Annotated in this window: 19 protein-coding genes; 8 read left to right on the top strand and 11 right to left on the bottom strand. The window is 65.5% G+C overall.

Annotated elements, in window-relative coordinates; all coding sequences use genetic code 11:
* A partial coding sequence (locus ABWY06_RS23230) for an outer membrane lipoprotein (RefSeq protein ID WP_353927956.1) occupies positions 1-459 on the bottom strand: 459 nt, incomplete at its 3' end.
* 164 nt (positions 460-623) lie between these two features.
* Here ABWY06_RS23230 and ABWY06_RS23225 point away from each other — a divergent pair.
* Positions 624-875, top strand: coding sequence for a hypothetical protein (locus ABWY06_RS23225; RefSeq protein WP_353927955.1), 252 nt, complete (start codon positions 624-626; stop codon positions 873-875).
* Positions 876-890: 15 nt separating this feature from the next.
* On the opposite strand, the gene pdxH is transcribed toward ABWY06_RS23225, so the two are convergent.
* From pdxH to ABWY06_RS23205, 4 genes are all read right to left on the bottom strand, one after another.
* Positions 891-1535 carry a pyridoxamine 5'-phosphate oxidase gene (gene pdxH / locus ABWY06_RS23220; protein WP_353927954.1) on the bottom strand — a complete coding sequence of 215 codons (645 nt, stop codon included), beginning with the start codon at positions 1533-1535 and terminating at the stop codon, positions 891-893.
* Positions 1536-1575: 40 nt separating this feature from the next.
* The gene (locus ABWY06_RS23215; protein WP_353927953.1) at positions 1576-2610 is read right to left on the bottom strand and encodes an OmpA family protein; all 1035 of its coding nucleotides are present in this window, start codon (positions 2608-2610) and stop codon (positions 1576-1578) included.
* A gap of 609 nt (positions 2611-3219) precedes the next feature.
* Positions 3220-3927, bottom strand: coding sequence for a PspA/IM30 family protein (locus ABWY06_RS23210; protein ID WP_353927952.1), 708 nt, complete (start codon positions 3925-3927; stop codon positions 3220-3222).
* 10 nt (positions 3928-3937) lie between these two features.
* Positions 3938-4207 carry a YiaA/YiaB family inner membrane protein gene (locus tag ABWY06_RS23205; RefSeq protein ID WP_353927951.1) on the bottom strand — a complete coding sequence of 90 codons (270 nt, stop codon included), beginning with the start codon at positions 4205-4207 and terminating at the stop codon, positions 3938-3940.
* Between the two features lie 150 nt (positions 4208-4357).
* Here ABWY06_RS23205 and ABWY06_RS23200 point away from each other — a divergent pair, with 150 nt between their 5' ends.
* Positions 4358-5107: a helix-turn-helix domain-containing protein gene (locus ABWY06_RS23200; protein ID WP_353927950.1), complete on the top strand. Its 750-nt coding sequence runs from the start codon at positions 4358-4360 to the stop codon at positions 5105-5107.
* Between the two features lie 330 nt (positions 5108-5437).
* Here ABWY06_RS23200 and ABWY06_RS23195 read toward each other — a convergent pair whose 3' ends face one another.
* The 3 genes from ABWY06_RS23195 to dinG all read right to left on the bottom strand — a co-directional run bounded on the left by ABWY06_RS23195 (position 5438) and on the right by dinG (position 11431).
* On the bottom strand, positions 5438-6580 hold the full coding sequence (locus ABWY06_RS23195; RefSeq protein WP_353927949.1) for a serine hydrolase domain-containing protein: 1143 nt from the start codon (positions 6578-6580) through the stop codon (positions 5438-5440).
* Between the two features lie 47 nt (positions 6581-6627).
* Positions 6628-9213 (bottom strand): beta-galactosidase, encoded by a 2586-nt coding sequence (locus tag ABWY06_RS23190; RefSeq protein ID WP_353927948.1) that lies wholly within the window; start codon positions 9211-9213, stop codon positions 6628-6630.
* Between the two features lie 73 nt (positions 9214-9286).
* Entirely contained in the window at positions 9287-11431 is a 2145-nt protein-coding gene (gene dinG / locus ABWY06_RS23185; RefSeq protein ID WP_353927947.1) for an ATP-dependent DNA helicase DinG, read from the bottom strand.
* A 101-nt stretch (positions 11432-11532) separates the two neighbouring features.
* On the opposite strand from dinG, the gene ABWY06_RS23180 reads away from it, so the two are divergent.
* Positions 11533-11997, top strand: a complete 465-nt coding sequence (locus tag ABWY06_RS23180) for a CopD family protein (protein WP_353927946.1) — start codon at positions 11533-11535, stop codon at positions 11995-11997.
* A gap of 154 nt (positions 11998-12151) precedes the next feature.
* Here ABWY06_RS23180 and ABWY06_RS23175 read toward each other — a convergent pair whose 3' ends face one another.
* Together ABWY06_RS23175 and ABWY06_RS23170 are read right to left on the bottom strand one after the other, a co-directional pair.
* Positions 12152-12916 (bottom strand): collagen-like protein, encoded by a 765-nt coding sequence (locus tag ABWY06_RS23175; protein WP_353927945.1) that lies wholly within the window; start codon positions 12914-12916, stop codon positions 12152-12154.
* Positions 12909-13187 carry a DUF1145 domain-containing protein gene (locus tag ABWY06_RS23170; RefSeq protein ID WP_353927944.1) on the bottom strand — a complete coding sequence of 93 codons (279 nt, stop codon included), beginning with the start codon at positions 13185-13187 and terminating at the stop codon, positions 12909-12911. Before ABWY06_RS23170 ends, ABWY06_RS23175 begins: the two co-directional genes overlap by 8 nt.
* A gap of 273 nt (positions 13188-13460) precedes the next feature.
* Here ABWY06_RS23170 and ABWY06_RS23165 point away from each other — a divergent pair, with 273 nt between their 5' ends.
* Positions 13461-13958, top strand: a complete 498-nt coding sequence (locus ABWY06_RS23165) for a DUF6231 family protein (protein WP_353927943.1) — start codon at positions 13461-13463, stop codon at positions 13956-13958.
* Positions 13959-13963: 5 nt separating this feature from the next.
* Entirely contained in the window at positions 13964-14446 is a 483-nt protein-coding gene (locus tag ABWY06_RS23160; protein ID WP_353927942.1) for a YchJ family protein, read from the top strand.
* Positions 14447-14878: 432 nt separating this feature from the next.
* On the opposite strand, the gene ABWY06_RS23155 is transcribed toward ABWY06_RS23160, so the two are convergent.
* A complete protein-coding gene (locus ABWY06_RS23155) occupies positions 14879-15445 on the bottom strand; it encodes a hypothetical protein (RefSeq protein ID WP_353927941.1) in 567 nt (188 codons plus the stop codon).
* A gap of 335 nt (positions 15446-15780) precedes the next feature.
* Here ABWY06_RS23155 and ABWY06_RS23150 point away from each other — a divergent pair, with 335 nt between their 5' ends.
* The 3 genes from ABWY06_RS23150 (at position 15781) to ABWY06_RS23140 (ending at position 19248) form a co-directional block, all read left to right on the top strand.
* Positions 15781-16278, top strand: a complete 498-nt coding sequence (locus ABWY06_RS23150; RefSeq protein WP_353927940.1) for an LEA/WHy family protein — start codon at positions 15781-15783, stop codon at positions 16276-16278.
* A 6-nt stretch (positions 16279-16284) separates the two neighbouring features.
* Positions 16285-16482: an SEC-C metal-binding domain-containing protein gene (locus tag ABWY06_RS23145; RefSeq protein WP_353927939.1), complete on the top strand. Its 198-nt coding sequence runs from the start codon at positions 16285-16287 to the stop codon at positions 16480-16482.
* A gap of 267 nt (positions 16483-16749) precedes the next feature.
* Positions 16750-19248, top strand: a complete 2499-nt coding sequence (locus ABWY06_RS23140; protein WP_353927938.1) for a penicillin acylase family protein — start codon at positions 16750-16752, stop codon at positions 19246-19248.
* Positions 19249-19267: the final 19 nt, after the last annotated feature.

Raw genomic sequence — 19267 nt, 5'->3', positions numbered from 1 at the left:
GTGGGCGACGCGACTGGTGCCGTCGACCGTATTGATCCGCACCCGCTCGCCGACACGGAAGATCTCGTTCTCCTGCACTTCCTGAACATAGGCGCGCAGGCTGCCGTCGTCCTCGCGCACGGTGATTTCGACGCCCTGGGTGCGCGTCAGGCCTTCTTCGGTTGCCGCGCCCAACAAGCCGCCGGCGACCGCGCCGATCACCGCAGCCACTGCACTGCCGCGGCCGCCCCCGACCGTGCTACCGGCGACGCCACCGATAACCGCGCCGGCGCCGGCGCCTATGGGCGTCTTGGTGCCCTCGATCTTGACCGGCCGCAGGGACTCAATGGTGCCCAGGCGCACGATCTGCACGGCACGCGCCTCCTCGCGCGAATAGCTGTCGCCGGTCAGGCTCGATTGGCACCCCGCCAGGGCCAGCAGCGCGGCGGCGAAACAGGTCAACACCCCAGGTTTGAACATGTCGGCTCTCCAGATGATTGGCAGTCTTCTTATAGACCCACAACCCCCGCGAGTACCACCCCCAGAGGCTGACAAAATGCGTCAGTGGCGCGAACCCGTCGACGGCAGTGGGGCGTGCGCGGCTCCCTTTGCTCGTCAGCACCCGATCCGCTAGGGTGACGCCCATGGACTACTTTATCGTTGTGATCACCACCCTGGCCGGCCTGTACTTTCACGGCTGGCTGTACCTGCGTATCCGCCGCTGGATGGACCGCGACCTGGCGCTGTCGCTGGCCGGTGCGGACACGGCAAAACGCGCCTACCTGCTCGAACGTTTGGCCCGGGCACGGGCCGAGGGCATCAAGCGGCGGGACTTGCAGCGCTGGCTGGAGGAAGGCGCAGCCGCCTACGACCGCGAACCGCCGCCACAACCCTGAACGCGTGCGCCGCCTTCAAGGCGCGAGGCGTTCCCGCAACCAGGCCTGGTCCTGTAACCGGTAGTTCAGGCGGTCGTGCAGACGGCTCGGTCGCCCCTGCCAGAACTCGACGCGCTCGGGTAGCAGCCGGTAGCCGCCCCAATGCTCGGGGCAGTGCGGAGCCTGATCGAGAAAGCGCCGCTGGGTCTCGGCCAGCAGTTCGTCCAGCACGTCGCGGTCGGCGATCACCTGGCTTTGCGGCGACGCCCAGGCCCCCAGTCGACTGCCCAGCGGGCGGACCTGGAAGTAGGCGTCGGACTCCTCGGGGCTAACCCGCTCGACCGTCCCTTCGATGCGCACCTGGCGCTCCAGGCCGGGCCAGAAGAACGTCATGGCGGCATAGGGATGCGCCGCCAGTTGCTGGCCCTTGGCACTGTCGTAATTGCTGTAGAAGGTGAAGCCGCGACTGTCGAGCCCCTTGAGCAACAGGACACGGCAGTGGGGACGGCCCTGGCCATCGACCGTGGCCAGGTGCATCGCGTTGGGTTCAACCGGAGGCTGCTCGGTCAGTCGCGCCTGCTCGAACCACTGGTGGAACAACGCAAACGGCTCGGCGGGGGCCTGGGTTTCGCTCAATCCGTCGCGCACATAGTCGCGGCGCATGTCGGCCAGGGTCTGCATGGCAATTTCCTCGCAAAACCCTAGCTTACCCGGCGAGGCACTACTTGGCTTGATCTGCGGCAACCACTTGCGTGACGGGGACCGGTTGGTTGTAGCGAGCAATCAAGGCCCGCATGGTTTGCGGCGAACTCAGCAGGATTTCCACCCGACGGTTCAGGGCCCTGCCCTGCACGCTGTCGTTGGCCGCGCGCGGCATGTCCGAACCCAGGCCCTGGGCCATCAATCGATCCCGCTTCAAGCCACTGAGACGGAAGATGGCCGTGACCGCCTTGGCGCGCTCCTGGCTCAGCTCACGGTTGCGGGTCGCCGCGCCAGTGCTGTCGGCATGACCGAGGATGAAAATGGCGATCTGCTTGTCCTGCTCCACCAGCTTGGCGACGCGACTGAAGGGCCCCAGGGTGACCGGCAGCAGCATGCTTGGCCGATCCGGGTTGAAGGCGCTGTCCACCGGCGCGGTGACCACCAGCAGATTGTCCCGGCGCTCGAGCTCGAAACGGCTGCCCTTGATCGCCTCGCGCAGGCGCGGTTCGTAGTTGTCCAACCAGGCACGGGTCTCTGCCACTGGCGGCAAGGGGACGACCTTGGCTGCTGCGGGTTTGGCCGGGCTATTGCCGAACGGCCACCACCAGGAACTGGCGGCTTTCGCCGGCGGGACGGTGGTCACCATCTCCGCGAGCGTCTCGGATTCCACCGCTTTTTCGACGGCAACCGGCGTCACGGCAGCAGGTGCGGGTGCAGGAGGTTGTGCCTTGGCCACGGGGGCTTGGACCTTGCCAGCCGCTGCTTGAACCTTGGTAGCCGGTGCCTGAGCCTTGACAGCCGGGGCGTTGGCCTGTGTCTTGGCTACTGGCGCTTGTGCCTTGGCAGCCGAGGCACTGGTCGGAACGGATGCCGGTGCCGGTGCCGCGGCAGGGCTGGCGGGCGGCGCGCTGGCGGCCGTGGCTGGCGCGGCGGGGGCTTGTTTGGAGAAGGGCCACCAACTGGCATCGGCTTCAGAGGTCTGGGTTTTATCGGCGGCGTTATGGGCGCATCCGGCAAGTGTCAGGCACAGGGACAAAGCGATGAGTCTGGGCATGGAATTCCAACATTAAAGATAAAAATAGAAATAAAAGCCGGCCGGGCAGCCCGCTGCATAGATGTTCTAAGTGATCCGCGGCACGCCCTGCCAAACCGGCAGGCTGCCAACCCAATGAATAATAAACTGCCGCGGCAGCTGCGCGCTTCTTCTAATTGCCACGCCACGATCTGCACAATGCCGTGAACCGCCCCTCAAATACCATAAAAATTTGCCGAGGAACAAGCCGCGCCGCGCTTCGCGCGCTGGACGGACAGCCAGAGCAAGGAGGTTGAGCGCGCGTTGCGGAGGGTGGGGCAGCAGCGCAAAACGCCGGCCTGGCACACCCCTCTGCACCTGCCGCGCCGCGTAATCCGCCAAAAGCCCAGGCTTCCTCGCAGTCACGAGGAGTGAATGCGCTATCCGCTCTTGGCGACCCAACTGATTGCTTGATACCCGCGGACGCGCGGAACGCAAGACAAGCGGGTCCGCCGCGGCGGGCTGGTGCTGAACAACGCACCGAGGCCGCCCTCCCCCTCGCATCAAGACCGTCCATACCGCGCATCAAGGCAGGCCTCACTGCCGAGGCGCACTGTCCCCCGAAGGTTTCTTGCACGAGCACAGGCTCGGCTACGCCTTGGCCAACCCCCCGGCAGCAAGCTGGGTGGCGCGCAGACGCTCGAGCACCCTGACCGCGCCCTGACCACCGATGCCCGCCTGCTGCAGTCGACGTTCCAGCGGGCCGGACTGCTCCTCGTCCAACAGGGTCTGCGCGGCCTGTTCCTGATCCTCAAACGACTGCTGGCGCGCCTTGATCCGCGCCAACGACTCCTGCATGGCACCTACCCGGCTATGGATCTGCTCCTGGTGACTGCCGATCATCGCGCTGGCCCGCTGGGCACTGGCCGTGGCGCGAACCAGCACCAGTTCACGGCGGTGCTCCTGAATCAGCCGCGCACTGGTGCGCATGCGCTCCTTGAGCTTGAGTTCCTGAGCAACCAGCCGGTCGATCTGCGTGTCCTGCTGGCCAAGCGTGGTTTCCAGAAGCGCCACCTGCTCGGCCACCTCCAGCGCCAGCGCTTCATTCTCGCGCTGCAACGCCGCCTGTACCTGCTGCTCCCGTTCCTGCAAGCGCTGGCGCTGGGCAGCACGCTCACGCTCATGCCCGACCCGTTGCGCGCAAAGCAGGGTCAGCTGCTGGCGGGCAGCCAACAGTGCCGCATCGGCATCGTGCAGTTCCTGGTCGAGAATGCACAAGGCATTGGCATCCACCACCCTCTCCAGGGATTCGCGGGCCTGGCCGCGGAACAAACTACCGAGCTTCATCCAGAGGTTCATCGCAGGCTCCTTATTCGGAAAATTCTTTGAGGATTTTTTGGGTCTTGGCCTCAGAGATGCGGTTGATCAACCGCTCGCCTTCGTGCTGATCGCGCAGGGTCTTCGACAGGGTGATGGTCGAATTGACCAAAAACAGCCCGCACAACGCCAGGTAACCCTTGGTCGTCAGGTCCGTCGGCATAAAGATGATGCCGAGGGTGGTGGCCAGCAGCGAAATGGCAAAGGACGCCTTGGTGAAGAACAGCCAGGACGTCGAGTTGCGTTGCGTATCGGGGTTCATGCTGTGTCTCCTGAGGGTTAAGGCGGGTTAAGCATCCCTCCGAAGGTATCGGCCATTCAAACAAAACGGCGGATGTCTTGTTAGAACCTACCAACCAGTATCGAAATACGATACTTATGTATAAACAGACCATCGTTCCCCGGATAACCCATGGCGTCTTCACGGCAATTGATCGGCGTGCTCAAGGAGCAACTGAAAGTCCGCGGCATCACCTACCGGCAACTGGCCAGCCAACTGGCGCTGTCGGAACCCACCCTTAAACGCTGGTTCTCCGAATTCACTATGAGCCTCAAGCAACTGGATGCCGTCTGCGAGGTCGTGGGCTTGGCGTTATCCGACCTGGCACAACTGGCCGAAGAACAGGAGCGAATCCACCAGTTGGGCGAGGACCAGGAGCAGCAGTTGGTGGCCGACCTGCGGCTATTGCTGGTCGCCCTGGCGCTGCTCAACCGCTGGCGTTTCGAGCAGATACTGATGACCTATACCTTCAGCCCGGCCGAGTTGATCCAGCTGCTGGCGCAGCTCGATCGCATGCGTTTTATCGAGTTGCAACCACGCAATCGGGTGCGTTTGAAAGTCTCGGCGGACTTCACCTGGCGCGCGGCCGGCCCCATCCAGCGGTTTTTCGAACGCCAGGCGCAGCAGGAATTTTTCCAGTCCTCGTTCGACGGAGCCGGTGAATTGCGCCTGGTGCTGACCGGCATGCTCAGCCGCAGCAGCAACGCCCTGCTGCAGCAAAAAATGGAGCGCCTGGCCCGCGAATTCAGCACCTTGCGCGACGAGGACGCAGCGCTCGACCTGGAGCAACGTCACGGCACCAGCCTGGTGCTGGCCATGCGTCCCTGGGAGTTGGCGGCCTTTACCCAATGGCGTCGGCCGGGGCTGGACAAGCCCTTTTGAAGCCCGAGGACACACGGGCAGCGGCGTGTCACCGATAGCACCCGGGCCGCTTCGATTCGCGGGTTGCACCCGCCTTACGGCGCTTCGGCAAGGCCTGCCTCGGTGGCGCTAGGCTGTACTCGCCGATGGCAGTACAGCGCGGGGGAAGAGGAAGGCAGGCCACGGCCAAACAGAGTGGGCCGGCGCCAAACGGCGCGTCGAGACCACCCCTCCCCCCAACAGCAGCTAATTCGCCGATCGGCAAGGCGCAAGCTACCTACAGGGCGCCAGGCGGGGTGTCGCGGGCGGGTACGCCAAGCGTACCGAGGCCGCCCTACAGACGCGCCGTAGCTACAGGCACTCACCCAATACGCGGGCCAGGTGCTGGGCACGGGGGTCCATCAGTACATAGGGGCCCAGGGTGTTGGTGACGAACCCAAAGGCCAGGTCCCGTTCGGGATCGGCAAAACCTGTGGAGCCGCCCGCGCCCGGGTGACCAAATGCAAGGGGACCGAGGCCATAGGTGGCATTGGCCACCGTCGGCTGGTCGAGCATGCAGCCGAGCCCGAAACGGGTGGATGTCAGCAAGGTACGGTCTTCACCGACCCCGTGCTGGCGGGTCAACTCGGCCAGCAGCTCGGGCTCCAGCAGGCGGCCGTCCAGCAGGCCGGCATAAAAACCGGCCAGGCTGCGGGCATTGCCGTGACCATTGGCCGCTGGTTGCTGCATACGCCGCCACTCGGGCTTGTTGGTGCTGGTCATGATCGACGGCGGGTTGGTGAAGGCCCGGGTGCCCATGGCGGTCGGCTCGCTCATCATCTTCAGCAGGCGCTGCGCGGCGGCATCGCCCTGATTACCCTTGCCACGGGAGATATGCGCCACCCGCGGGAATTCGCTTTCGGCCAAGCCGACATGAAAATCCAGGCCCAGGGGCCGCGCCGTCCGCGCCACAATCGATTCACCGGGCCCGCGTCCCTCGACCCGCCGCAGCAATTCGCCGACCAGCCAGCCGTAGGTGATGGGCGCATAACCCTGGCCCTCGCCCGGGGTCCACCAGGGGGCCTCAGCCGCCAGGGCGGTGGTCATCGCCGACCAGTCGTAGAGGGCTTCGGCGGGTAGCAACTCGCGCAGCGCCGGCAAGCCCGCCTGGTGACACAGCAACTGGCGCAGGCTGATGCGCTCCTTGCCGGCCGCGGCGAACTCGGGCCAGATATCCGCTACCGGGGCGTCCAGCTGCAACTTGCCCTCGCCGACCAGTTGCAGCGCGGTCACCGCGGTAAAGGTCTTGGTGCAGGAAAACAGGTTGAGCAGCGTATCGCTGTGCCAGGTCTCCTGGCCGTCCTTGTCGGTGGTACCGGCCCAGAGGTCGACCACCGTTTCACCGCCGATCTGCACGCACAGCGCGGCACCGCGCTCCTGGGAATTGTCGAAGAGCGCGGCAAATGCATCTTTCAGCGCTTCGAATTTGAGGTCGAAAAAGCCTTGGATCAGCATGGGTTCGTCCTTAGGCGCCGCGGGAGCGAAGCCCCGCGGCGACGTCGTCAGGGTTTCGGTACGACCGGCGCCGTGGCAGCCGGGGTTTCGACCGGTTTGGCCGGTTCAGCAGCAGGTTTAGCCGGAGCCTCGGCGGGTTTAGCCGGCGCTGCAGCCGGTTTGGCCAGGGCTTCGGCGGGCGTACCCGGTGCGGCGGCCGGCTTGGCCGCTTCAGCAGCGGGTTTCGCCGGAGCCTCGACGGGTTTGGCCGGCGCTTCCACAGGTTTGGCAGCAGGCTCGGCAACCGGTAGCACGACTGGGGCGATCAGCCCCTGGCCGACCGCCCGATTGGCCTTGCGCACGCCCTCAACAAAACCATTGAAGGGACGGTCGGTGATGCCGACCAAACCGAGGTGGCCATTCTCGCCGTCCAGCAAACGGCCGGTGACCGGCTGATCGAGGTACTGGAACCAATGGGCACCGACGATCTGCGGCTCCGCCAGGGCCCGCTCGATAAAGTGGGCATAGGCCGGCGCGCGCTCCTCCTCCTTGTAGACTTCGCTGACACCGCCCCAGAACGGCCCGCGGTCCCGCGAGCCGAAGTGGAACTCCCCCACCAGCAGGGGTTTGTCGAGGGCGCGCAATACTTCGAAGTCATAGCCGTGCTGGGGCTCGCGGGTGTAAAAGTTGAAACTCAGCACATCGCAGTATTGCGCACAGGACGCCACAGCCTCGGGCGTGCTGATGGCGAAACGACCGCCCAGCAGCAAGTGATTGGGGGCGTGCCACTTCAGCGAGTCGGCGATGGTCTTGAAGTAGGTGTCGGCGAACAGGCGCTGGAAACGCTGGAAATCCGCCTCGATGGCCGGGTACTCGGCACTCGGCAGCGGCGCTTCGAAACCTGGGTCTTCCATCAGCTCCCAAGCCGGCAGCTCGATGCCCCAGGCGCGGGACAAGCCCTGCTGGTTGCGGTACTTGTCGCGCAGCATTTTCAGGAACGCGCGTTTGGCCGGCACGTCGGTGGTCGAGCGCAGGGTGCCATAGGCCAAGGCGTAGCGACCACGCGGGCCTGCTTCCGGATGGGCCCAGGCCAATTCATTGTCAGCGAAATAGCCGAGAACCCAGGGGTCGTCGCGATGATCACGCGTGGCGATAGCGACGGCACGTTCGGTGGCCATGGCAAAGCGCGGATCGAAGGGATCAGGCATGCCGCCCCACCAATCCAGGCCGGTGCTGATGGTCTGGTAATCGCCGCTGATGGACAGCGGCACGGTAAAGGGTATGCGCTTGGCATTGCCCAACGAGGCATCGCTCCAGTTACCCAGGGTATTGAAACCCCACGCCTGCAGGCGATCCAGTGCGGTACTGGTCCAGCGCTGGTTATCGAAGGTCTCGCTCGGGCAAGGCGCAGGTGCCGCTGTGGCTGCCACCGCTGGGGTCGCCGCGGCAATGGCCGGCGGCGCGGCAGCGGCGGCCGGTTTGTCAGCGGGCGCAGCAGCAGGAGTAGCGGCCGCCGTGACCGGCTTGGCCGGTTCCAGGCAAGCGGGGTCCACCAGCGTGCGTTGCAGGTTGGCGCGGTAGAAATCGTACCAACGGCCCTGGGCGTACGCCCGCCCCTTGTTCGCGCCGGTGTTGCGGCGGCTGTCGGCGCTGCCGTAATAGGCGGCCAACGGCTCGCCAGCAGTCGGCAGCGCGGCAAACATCGACTCGCGGCCTTCGATATAGGTCTGGCTCTGGTTGGCCGTGACGGCGTTGACGCCCAGGGAGAAGAACGGATGGCCGTCGGGGGTCACCAAAAACCAGCGCCCGTCTTTTTTCTCGGTGCGAAAGAAGCCCTTGGCCTCGAAGGAGGGTCCCTGCAGCCAGCCACCATAGGGGTCGAGCTGGTTCGGTTCGGCCAACCAGGTTTTCAGTTGCGCCTGCTCCTTGCCCGCAGCGGTTTTCAGCTGCTCGACGGTCTTGATCTTCTCCGGCCATTGGCCGCGACTGAACTGGCCGAAGGTATCGACGATACCGGTATAGGCCGCCTGTTGCGCCGCCGTGCCCTCACGCACGCCAAAACGCCCGACCAGGATGCTCTGCGGTACATCCGGCTGGCTCAGCGACAGGGTCACGGAGCTGACCTGACTGGCATCCAGTTCGCCTTCGACCAGGGACGCCAGCAGCACTGGCTGGCCTTCGTGGTTCCACGGCATGGGCGGGCCGGCGCGCATGCCCTGGGCCGTCGGCGAGGTCGCCTGCAGCGGCACCAGCAAGGTCTGCGCGGGGCCGGCCGGCAGCGCGATACGGCTGCTCAGCACCTTGCCGTCGCGGCTCTCGATGCGCACTTCGAGGGTCAGCGCCCAGTCCATGCCGCTCTGCACATACAGGCTCATGGCACCGGCCTTGGACCAGTCCCAGACGCCGTTCTGCGGGGTCATCTGCAAGCTCGGATGTGCGGCCGCGTTGAACACCACCCGGCGCAGGATCTCGCCCCCGGCGGTGGCTTCGGCGGTCAGCTGGGGAAAACTGGCGTCCTGGGTCTTGACTTGCACCACATCGGTGGGGCTGATGAAATTGAACAGGGTTTGCTGGCCGGCGGGGGCGGCGCACAAGGGCGCAGCCAACAACGGACCCAACAGGGCAACGACAACGGGCAACGAACGGCACAGCATGTACAGGCTCTCCTAGACGACCAGCCAGTAGACTAGACCCCTTGACCGCGCAAAGATGCGTTCGGTAAAGGTCTCAAGTGATTTCTCGGCGAAACGGCGGCAGGGCGTTGAGTATCGCCTTGCCATAACGCTGGGTGACCACCCGCCGATCCAAAAGGGTAATGGTGCCGCGATCTTCTTCGGTGCGCAGCAAGCGACCGCAGGCCTGTACCAGACGCAACGAGGCATCGGGCACGGCGATTTCCATAAAAGGGTTGCCGCCGCGGGCCTCGATCCATTCGGCCAACGCGGCCTCCACCGGATCATCGGGCACGGCAAAGGGAATCTTGGCGATCACCACGTGTTCGCAATAGGCGCCGGGCAAATCCACGCCTTCGGCGAAACTGGCCAGGCCGAACAGCACACTGGACTCGCCTTCGTCGACCCGCGCCTTGTGTTTGTTCAGGGTCTCCTGTTTCGACAGGTTGCCCTGGATGAATACCCGTTTGCGCCAGTCGCGCTCCAGGCCGTCGAACACTTCCTGCATCTGCTTGCGCGAGGAAAACAGCACCAGGGTGCCGCGCGACCCTTCGACCAGGCCCGGCAGCTCGCGAATGATCGCGGCGGTATGGGCGGCCGCATCCCGCGGGTCGGCCTTCAGGTCCGGGACCCGCAGCACACCCGCGTCGGCATGGTGGAAGGGGCTCGGCACCACGGCCGTCACCGCCACCCGGGGCAAGCCGGCGCGCATGCGAAAGCGATCGAAGGTGCCCAGCGCCGTCAGCGTCGCCGAGGTCACCAGGGCACCATAGGCGACATTCCACAGGTTGCGCCGCAGGGTCTCGGCGGCGAGTATCGGGCTGGCGTTGACCTCGATATCGAACAGCGAGCCGCTCTCCGCCAGGGTCAGCCAACGCGCCATGGGTGGACTGTCCTCGGGGTCCTCGGCGGTGAAGGCGGTCCACAATTCCCAATTGCCCTGGGCCCGGGCCAGCAAACTGCCGAACAGCGGGTACCACTCCTCGGCCTGATGACTGGCGATACCGATGCTGGCCTCGCCGTCCATGGCTTCCTTGAGCAATTCGGTCAGGCGGGTAAACAGGTCGTTGAGCTTGGAAAAGCCCTTTTTCAGCTCGATGCCCATCTCGCGCATATGCTCGGGCACCACGCCCCCGACAAAACGGTGACGCGGCCGCTCGCGGCCCTGCATATCCTCACCGGCCTGGAAATCGGCGAGCTGCTCGCAGGCGCTGAACATAAACTGCTGCTGGGTCTTGATCTCCCGGGCGAGCTCGGGCACCTGCTCGATCAGCCGACCCAGGTCCCCCGGCAGGGGATGCTGCGCCAGCAGCTTGGCCAGGTTCTTGGCGGTCTGCTCCAGCCAGTCGGCGGTGGAGCGCAGGCGGGTGAAGTGGGCGAAATGGCCGATGGCCTTGTCCGGCAGATGATGGCCCTCGTCGAAGATATACAGGGTATCGCGCGGATCGGGCAGCACCGCGCCGCCGCCCAACGCCAGGTCGGCCAGCACCATGTCGTGGTTGGTGACGATGACGTCGACCTTGCCCATGCCCTCACGGGCCTTGTAGAAGGCGCATTGCTGGAAGTTCGGGCAATGGCGGTTGGTGCACTGGCTATGATCGGTGGTCAGGCGCGCCCAGTCCGGATCTTCCAAAGCCTGGGGCCAGCTGTCGCGGTCGCCATCCCACTGGTTGCCGGCGAGCTTTTCGATCATGGCGGTGAACAGTTTCTGGCTGTCCTCGTTCACCGCGATGGTGAAGCCCTCTTCGGCGAACAGCTGCGCCGTGGCGCTTTGCGCATGGCCTTCCTGCAACAGCAGGTCGAGTTTGGACAGGCACAGGTAACGCCCGCGGCCCTTGGCCAGGGCGAAGCTGAAATTCAGGCCGCTGTTGCGGATCAGGTCCGGCAGGTCCTTGAAGACGATCTGTTCCTGCAGCGCCACGGTGGCCGTGGCGATCACCAGACGCTTGCCAGCGGCCTTGGCCGTGGGGATGGCCGCCAGACTGTAGGCCACCGTCTTACCCGTGCCGGTTCCGGCCTCGACCGCTACCACCGCGGGCTCGCCCGCGCGCCGTCCTTCGTCGTCGACCTTGATCGAGCCGAGCACCTTGGCGATCTCGGCGATCATCAGCCGCTGGCCGTAGCGCGGTTTCAGGCTTTTGCTTTCGAGAAAACGCGAGTACGCGCCCTGAATCTGTGATTTGAGTTCGGTGCTGAGCATGGAGTCTGCGGGCGCCATCAAAGGCTGGATAAATTTTCAGTAGTCTAACCGGGCAGCTATGATAGCGCGCGTTTCGCCCACCGCCGACCGGAGATTACTGAATGACGCCTTTTGCCGCCGTCTACACCCTGCACCTGCTGGCTGCCCTGATCTGGGTCGGCGGCATGTTCTTCGCCTGGATGGTGCTGCGCCCCGCCGCGGTAACTGTCCTCGACGCGCCGCAGCGACTGCGCCTGTGGCTCGAGGTGTTCGGACGCTTTTTCGTCTGGGTCTGGGCCGCGGTGCTGGTATTGCCCATTACCGGGGTGGGCATGCTGCACCTGTCGTTTGGCGGGCTCGACGGCGCCCCCCGCTATATACAGATCATGATGGGCCTGTACCTGGCCATGCTGGCGCTGTTTATTCGCATCCAGGCCTTGCAGCTGCCGGAACTGCGCCGCGCCCTGAACGCCCAGGACTGGCCGACGGGCGGCGCCGCGCTGGGCCGGATCCGCCGGTTGGTGGGTTTTAACCTGCTGCTGGGCTTGACCCTGGTGGCCGTCGCGGCGGCGCGCCCGACGTTCTAAGGCCTTACAGGGTGGGCTGTCCCTGAACGGCGGGCCGAGACCACCCTACGTCCTCGCTGAACAGGGGCTTGTTCTTCCAGGAGTAACACGGCATCTACTAGCCCTGCCCGCGGATCGGGCTGTAGCGTCTCGTACAAGGAGCGGGCGGACGCAACTACTCGACGCGCACCACCTCCACGCTACCGGCCAGACCCGGCGCGCCGGGCTGGCCCGCCTCGCCGGCACGTCCGGCACGCGCCCCTTCGGCGCGGTAAAGCAGGCAACCTTTGCCTTCCCCGCCCGGTCCGGCCAGGCCACCGCGGCCGCCAGGGCCACCGGCGCCACCGTCCACTGTCACCCGAATACGCTCAACGTCGAAGTCCTGGGGCACTTCCAGGCGAACCCGGGCACCGGGCGCCCCCATCGAACCGTCGCCGCCTAACTGTCCATCGTACCCTCGGCTGGCCTGGCCCCAGGTGCAGCCAGCCGCCTCGCCGCCAGCACCATCCAGGCCCGGATAACCTGGTGCACCACGGCCGCCACGGGCATCCAGGCTGAGGTCGGTGACCGCCACCTGCTCCAGGCGCAGGCTAAGGTTGCGCCCCGCCGTCGGCGGTTTTTCCAGCGTGCCGGGGGCGCCTCGGGCGCTGATATGGCTGCCGGCGTTGATCTGGCCACGCGCCACCTGCAGGTGGAAACCCTGGTCGCTCGGTGCGAGGGCGATACGCGCGTCATTGCCCAGCAGCAACTCGCCAACGCGCAATTCGGTCAGGCTGGCCGGCAGCAGCAGGGTGCCATGGTCGGCGATTTCCAGGCGCTCCAGGGTTACCGAGGCCTGGCTGGCCGGCAGGCGCAGCAAGGCATTGGCCTCCACCTTCAATTGCCCATCGGCCCAGGCCAACGGACTGCAGAGCAACGCCAATAGACACAATTTACGCATGGTCGATCTCCGGCGCGCGCGGCTTCAGCAAGGGGAACAGGTGAAAGGCGCCAAACAGCAGCACCTGAAGACGGTCCAGGGCAGGGTTTGCACGGCCTTTGAAACGGCCATTGAACAGCAGCAGTTCGAGCACATGGGCGACCAGCACCAGTCCACCGGCCAGATGCAGCCCTTCGCCGAACGGACGCGCGAACGGCTCGATCAGGTTGACCACCACCGCCCCCCAGAACAGCAGAACCAAGCCCTTGCCGAACCCCAAAAACACCTTCATGCCGCCCCCTTGTGATTTATTGTTTGCCGCACCATAACCGCTATCCCCACAACAGGGCCAGATGCTGGCATGACAAAGGCGGGTGGCCAGGGGCAGGCACCGGCGAACGGCGCGGCGCGGGCGCCCCTGGAAGATGGAATCTGCTTGGAACCACCGGCAAAAAAACCGACACTGGCGCCCGCCACTGCAGGTGCCGAGGCCTGGCGTCGTCCGCTCGAGCCCGGCCCTGCGAGTCCGCCCCGCCACCCTACTGCCCGGCCCGAGGTCTACCCCATGCCCGACAACCGCTCTGTTCGCACGCCCCAGCAGGCGTTGGCCGCCCTGCTCGAACGTTATGCCCCCCAGCGCCTGTTGGTCCTAGGGGCCAGCAGCCCGCCAAGCGTGGCGGCCTTTCAGGCGGCGCACCCGGACAGTCAGGTGGCCCATGCGACGCCAGGCTCACTGCCAGCAGACCTGGCCGGGCAACGCTTCGACCTGGCCCTGATCGCCGATTGCCTGGAACACCTGCCAAAAAAAGCCGGGCTGGAGTTGCTCGGCGGTATCCGCAACCTCAACGCCAGCCGTATCGCGGTATTGGTCGACCTGGAGGCCAGCACCTGGCTGGACACCGATTTTTTCTCCCTGGCCCTGCAAGCCAGTGAACGCTTTCAACGCGGCGAGCAAACCCTGAGCCTGTTCACCTACGACCTGCTCGATTACAAACAGGTGCCTGACTGGCTGAACGCCAAGTTCTGGGCCAATCCGGAAAACTACGGCAAGTACTGGTGGTAATGCCCATGTCGTTCGAGCAGACCTGCCCCTGCGGCCGCCCCGACACGCTCGAGCGGTGCTGCGGGCGCTACCACGCCGGCGCCGTCGCGCCAGATGCCGAGACCTTGATGCGCTCGCGCTACAGCGCCTATGCACGGGGACAGATCGACTACCTGCTGGCGACCACCCTGCCCGCCCAGCAAGCAGGATTGGACCGCGCCGCCATCGCCGCCTGGAGTGCCGACAGCACCTGGCTGGGCTTGCAGGTCGAGACGGCCGAGTCCGTCGCCAGCGAGCCGCCACATGCCTGGGTCAGTTTTGTCGTGCACTGGCGGGACGGTGCTGGCGAACACGCCCACCGCGAACGCTCCGCCTTTGTCCAGATTGCCGGACGCTGGTACTTCATCGACTCCACGGTGCCCCTCAGGGCCGGGCGCAATGACCCCTGCCCTTGCGCCAGCGGTGTCAAATTCAAGAAATGCTGCGCCGGGTTTGCCCACGGCAACTAGGGTGGGGCCGCACGTAATCGGGCAAAAGGACGCGGGGGCGTCCGGGGACGCATTCCCACGCGGAGCGTGGGAACGATCGTTCTGTCGTGATTCCCGCGAAGGCACATTGTCGTCATTCCCGCGCAGGCGGGAATCCAGTCGGTGGCCACGCAGAGGCCCAGGGTTGGCGTTATGGACGTCGTTGACCGGTATCGCGACGCTCAACCCACGCGGCCGGCCCGGTCCTGATCTGGGTGGATGGACGCGGGAGCGTCCGGGGCCGCATTCCCACGCGGAGCGTGGGAACGATCGCTCTTTCGTCATTCCCGCGTAGACGGGAATCCAGTCGATGGCCGCGTGGAGGGCCGGATTGGGCCTTGTGGGCTTTGGCTGTGTTCAATCTACGCGGCCCGACCTGGGTGGCCCCTCCCCTCCTACGGGGCATAGGCGCTGTTATTGCAGCTTCAGGTGCGAGGTGTCCGGAGGTGGACCGGCCGGTTTGGCCTTGATCTCGCCCATGTCACTGCCGACCGGCGCCAGGCTGAACTGCGAAAAATCCACGGCAGGGGGCTGGGCGGCGGGCCGTGCGTCCTGAAGGTCGACACCCACGGGCGCAATGCCGAAATCCGGAGCGTCCACCTCGACGAACGCGGCCATGTACTCGTCCCGCGGCGCCACCTTGAGGCGTGCCGCCGAACTCGGCTGCATTGCCGACGCCACCACCGCTGGAGCCGGCGCAGCCGGACTGGCAGGGGGCGGGGCCAGTTCGATTTCCTCGATCAGCTCCTCAGCGTCCAACGCGACCACCTCGATCCGGGCACCGGCCCGCTCCAGGGTCGCGCGGTATTTTTCCGCGCCAGCCGCATCCAGGTTGCTCTTGATGACAATGCGCCGGCCGGAAAACAGTAGGGCGATGCGCTGGGCGTCGGCCTGAAACAACTTGGCCAGGTTGGCCTGCACCAGTGCCAGCTCAGCGCCGGGCAGTACCTGGCCGGAAAAGGCGATCTCGTAGCGACTCATGGTCACACTCCTGTCCGAATCAGCGCCCAGTATGGCGCAGGTCTTGCGCCTATTCAGCAGCGGCGGCGCTAAATAAAGCGTAACTGCGACAGCGGTCATTCTTGTACGGTCGGCGCGCACCGGCGACTCGTGAAAAACCTCACAGGGGCCAGCCTGCACTCCCCCTCCACTGTCGTGGTCCTAACCAGCAGGCGTCTTCAGCGAACTCGGCCCACGCAATGTCCGCAAGTCACCGTGCAAGGCCCTGGATAGAGCGGATCGAGACGAGCGTAGGCAGTTCCTGGTTGCAGCCAAGCACTTGCTTGTTACACTGGGTTCTCAAGCGGAGCACTGAAATGTTTTCTCAGGCGCAAATGATAAGAATTCTCAGCCTAATGCTGTTCTTCGGCCTGCTTTCAGGCCTGTCGGGATGCTCCACCTGGGTGACCGGCGATTTCGAAAATCCGGATGTGCGCCTGCTCAAGGTCGATGTGATCAAGGCCAAGCTCACCGAGCAGAAGTTCGTTCTGCGTTTTCGCATCGACAACCCCAACGACATGAGCCTGCCCGTCCGCGGGCTGGTGTACAGCGTGCACCTGAACGAGGTGAAACTCGCCGAGGGTGAGTCGGACCAGTGGTTTACCGTGCCGGCGCACGGTCGCCAGGTGTTCGAGGTGCCGGTGCGAACCAACCTCTGGCGGCATGTCCGCCAGCTGGTCAAGGCGTTGGAAAATCCCGACGAACCGATACGCTACCGCCTGGTGGGCGAGGTAAAAACCGGGATGTTGTTCGGACGCGACGTGCACGTCGCGCGAAATGGCGAGATAATTCCCGGCGATTTCATTCCGGAGTAGTACCCCATGAGCCAAGAACCCCATGTCCACGGTCCCGACTGTAACCACGACCATGATCACGGACATGATCACCCCGGCCACGTGCACGGCCCCGACTGCGGTCACAGCCAGGAACCGGTGCGCAACGCGCTGAAAGACGTTGGCCGCAACGACCCCTGCCCTTGTGGCAGCGCCAAGAAATTCAAGAAGTGCCACGGCGCCTGACAGGCTAAAGCGACCCGCGCCCGCTGCGCCAGGCCTAGGCGCCTGGCGCCCTGAGTGATCGGGCCGCGTTCGGCTGCGCCACGACCGGCCGCGCCACGTTGGCCCTGCCGATTCGGTCGGCACGGCGCTTGCCAGGAGGCGCCAGGCTCACTACCTTAGCCTGCCGCGCGCTGGACAGTCCCGGTCGACTGGCTCCGGCTCGACAAGCGCGGCTCGCCCCAGCAGCCTCCCCGTACCCCAACGCCAGCCCGCAAAGGAGCCCGTCGAATGCGATTGCGCCTGTTTCGTCCCCTGTTTGGCCCGCTGTTGCGCCTGAGCCTCGGTGCCGGTACCGCGCTGTTCGGCCTGGCCGGCTGCCAACTGTTTCTCGCCGGTGGCGATACCAACAGCCTGCTGCCCAAGCAGGGCACGCTGCGCGTGCAAGGGCTGGCACAGAGCGCGGTCGTCCGCCGCAATGCACTGGGCATGCCGCTGATCGAAACCAACACCTTTCATGACGGGCTCTTTACCCTGGGGTTCGTTCACGCCAGCGACCGCCTGAGCCAGATGGTGCGCTTGCGTCTGCTGGCCGAGGGTCGCCTGGCGGAGTTGAACGGTCCCGGTGCATTGGACATCGACCGTTTTATGCGCACCCTCAACCTCAAGCGAAGTGCGGACAGGCTCTACCAGACTGCCTCGCCGCGGATGAAAAATTTCTTCGAGGTCTACGCCCGGGGCGTCAATGCCTACCTGTTCCGCTACCAGGGCAAGCTGCCCAGCGACCTGGCGGACGCGGGCCATAAACCGGCCTACTGGAAAGCCCAGGACTCGGTGCTGCTGTTCTGCCTGTTGAACTTCGGCCAGGCAGGCAACCTGCAGGAAGAGCTCGCGGCCCTGGTCATGACCCAGAAAGTCGGGGCCGAGCAAGTGGCCTGGCTCACCCCCACCTACCCCGACGAGCCCCTGCCCCTGGCGGAAGCGGAAAAGCTTCGCGGGCTGGCCCTCGACGGGCAACTCCCGGGGCTGGCAAGCGTCGAGCGCACCCTCACCCAGGTCGCCGACCTCGGGCTGCTCGGCAATCCGACTTCGACCAACTGGGCCATCGCGCCCGCCAATAGCCGCAGTGGCAAAAGCCTGCTGGGCAACGACCTGCACCTGCCACTGTCGATGCCCGCGGCGTGGAATTTCGTGCAGATCCGCTCGCCGAAGTTCCAGGCGGCCGGCGTCACCCTGGCGGGCCTGCCGATGGTGTTGGCCGGGTTCAACGGCAAACTGGCCTGGAGCATGAGCCAAGTCACTGGCGACAACCAGGACCTGTTTCTCGAGCAGATCAAACCCCAGGGTGACCAGCTGCTGTACCTGTCCGACGGCAAATGGCAGCGTGCCAGCGAACGCCAGGAAACCTTCTTTATCAAGGGTCAGCGGCCGGTGCGTGAGCGGATCTTCGAAACCCGCCATGGCCCGTTGCTGAACTCGCTGCTGGGCGAACGCCAGGACCCGCGGCAGGCCATGCAACTGTCCCGTGGCTACGGCCTGGCCCTGCAGACGGCCACGCTGGACGGCGACCAGAGCCTGGACGCCTGGTTTGCCCTGTCCCGTGCGGGCTCGGTGGAGCAAGCTTTCGAGGCCACCCGCGAGGTACAGGCGCTGCCGTTAAACCTGATCTTCGCCGACGCCCAGCACATTGGCTGGCAGGTCACCGGCCGCTACCCCAACCGGCGCGCGGGCATCGGCCTGCTGCCGTCGCCCGGCTGGGACAGCCGCTACGATTGGGACGGCTATGCCGACCCGATGCTTCATCCCTATGACCAGGATCCACCACAGGGTTGGCTGGGCAGTGCCAACCAACGCAGCGTACCCCATGGTTACGGCATGCAGTTGTCCAACTCCTGGCACGCCCCCGAGCGCGCCGAACGACTCGCCGAGCTGGCCGCGCGCGGCAAACAGGACACGCCGAGCATGATCGCCCTGCAGAACGATCAGAAGTCGCTATTCGTCGGCAAGCTGCAAACCCTGCTCAAGGCACCGGGCCTGGCGCCGGGACTGCAGCGGGCGATCCAGGCGCTGCCCCCTGCGGAAAGCGGCAAGGCCCAGACAGCCCTGGCCCGGCTGTTGGCGTTCGACGGCCAGCTGTCGGCGAGCTCGGGCGATGCCGCGCTGTACCAGGCCTTCCTGCACGAGAGTGCGCGCCAGACGTTCCTCGACGAGCTGGGCCCGGAAACCTCTTCGGCTTGGCAGGCCCTGGTGCGCAGTGCCGACCTGTCCTATTCGAGCCAGGCCGACCATCTGCTCGGCCGTGACGACAGTCCGTTCTGGAACGACCGGAGCACGCCGCAGCAGGAAGACAAGGCGACGATACTGGCCCGCAGCCTGGCCGCCGCGGTGACTCTGCTGGAAACCCGCCTGGGCGACGACGCCAAAGGCTGGCAATGGGGCAAACTGCACCGCTCTGCCTGGAGCGACCCAAACCGCACGCAGCCCAACGCGGCGGTACCTCCTTACCCGGCAGGCGGTGACCAGAGCACCTTGAACCTGGCGGCGACTCACTGGGGCCAGGACTTCGACGCCCAGGCCGTGTCGGCCACCCGTTTGCTGGTGGATTTCGCGCGCCCCGAACCCATGATGGGCGTCAACAGCCCGGGGCAATCCAGCAACCCGGCCAGCCCCCACTACGTCGATGGCATCGATGCAGCCCGCAAAGGCCTGCTGATGACCTTTCCGTTCCAGTCGCAGAATCTCGACAAGACGTATGGCAGCCAACGCCTGGTGCTAATACCGAGCAAATAGTCGCCGTCCGTCGGAGCCC

It is taken from the genome of Pseudomonas sp., assembly GCF_040514055.1.
Classification (GTDB): domain Bacteria; phylum Pseudomonadota; class Gammaproteobacteria; order Pseudomonadales; family Pseudomonadaceae; genus Aquipseudomonas.
The sequence above is the reverse complement of the archived record's forward strand: the minus strand, read 5'-3'. Positions and strand labels throughout refer to the sequence as shown.

Coding starts and splice junctions, on each gene's coding strand:
- ABWY06_RS23165 (WP_353927943.1), top strand. CDS start 13,461: ATGCCCGACAACCGCTCTGTTCGCACGCCCCAGCAGGCGTTGGCCGCC.
- ABWY06_RS23170 (WP_353927944.1), bottom strand. CDS start 13,187: ATGAAGGTGTTTTTGGGGTTCGGCAAGGGCTTGGTTCTGCTGTTCTGG.
- dinG (WP_353927947.1), bottom strand. CDS start 11,431: ATGCTCAGCACCGAACTCAAATCACAGATTCAGGGCGCGTACTCGCGT.
- ABWY06_RS23150 (WP_353927940.1), top strand. CDS start 15,781: ATGTTTTCTCAGGCGCAAATGATAAGAATTCTCAGCCTAATGCTGTTC.
- ABWY06_RS23195 (WP_353927949.1), bottom strand. CDS start 6,580: ATGCTGATCCAAGGCTTTTTCGACCTCAAATTCGAAGCGCTGAAAGAT.
- pdxH (WP_353927954.1), bottom strand. CDS start 1,535: ATGCAGACCCTGGCCGACATGCGCCGCGACTATGTGCGCGACGGATTG.
- ABWY06_RS23200 (WP_353927950.1), top strand. CDS start 4,358: ATGGCGTCTTCACGGCAATTGATCGGCGTGCTCAAGGAGCAACTGAAA.
- ABWY06_RS23215 (WP_353927953.1), bottom strand. CDS start 2,610: ATGCCCAGACTCATCGCTTTGTCCCTGTGCCTGACACTTGCCGGATGC.
- ABWY06_RS23175 (WP_353927945.1), bottom strand. CDS start 12,916: ATGCGTAAATTGTGTCTATTGGCGTTGCTCTGCAGTCCGTTGGCCTGG.
- ABWY06_RS23205 (WP_353927951.1), bottom strand. CDS start 4,207: ATGAACCCCGATACGCAACGCAACTCGACGTCCTGGCTGTTCTTCACC.
- ABWY06_RS23210 (WP_353927952.1), bottom strand. CDS start 3,927: ATGAACCTCTGGATGAAGCTCGGTAGTTTGTTCCGCGGCCAGGCCCGC.
- ABWY06_RS23155 (WP_353927941.1), bottom strand. CDS start 15,445: ATGAGTCGCTACGAGATCGCCTTTTCCGGCCAGGTACTGCCCGGCGCT.
- ABWY06_RS23190 (WP_353927948.1), bottom strand. CDS start 9,213: ATGCTGTGCCGTTCGTTGCCCGTTGTCGTTGCCCTGTTGGGTCCGTTG.
- ABWY06_RS23145 (WP_353927939.1), top strand. CDS start 16,285: ATGAGCCAAGAACCCCATGTCCACGGTCCCGACTGTAACCACGACCAT.
- ABWY06_RS23180 (WP_353927946.1), top strand. CDS start 11,533: ATGACGCCTTTTGCCGCCGTCTACACCCTGCACCTGCTGGCTGCCCTG.
- ABWY06_RS23160 (WP_353927942.1), top strand. CDS start 13,964: ATGTCGTTCGAGCAGACCTGCCCCTGCGGCCGCCCCGACACGCTCGAG.
- ABWY06_RS23140 (WP_353927938.1), top strand. CDS start 16,750: ATGCGATTGCGCCTGTTTCGTCCCCTGTTTGGCCCGCTGTTGCGCCTG.
- ABWY06_RS23225 (WP_353927955.1), top strand. CDS start 624: ATGGACTACTTTATCGTTGTGATCACCACCCTGGCCGGCCTGTACTTT.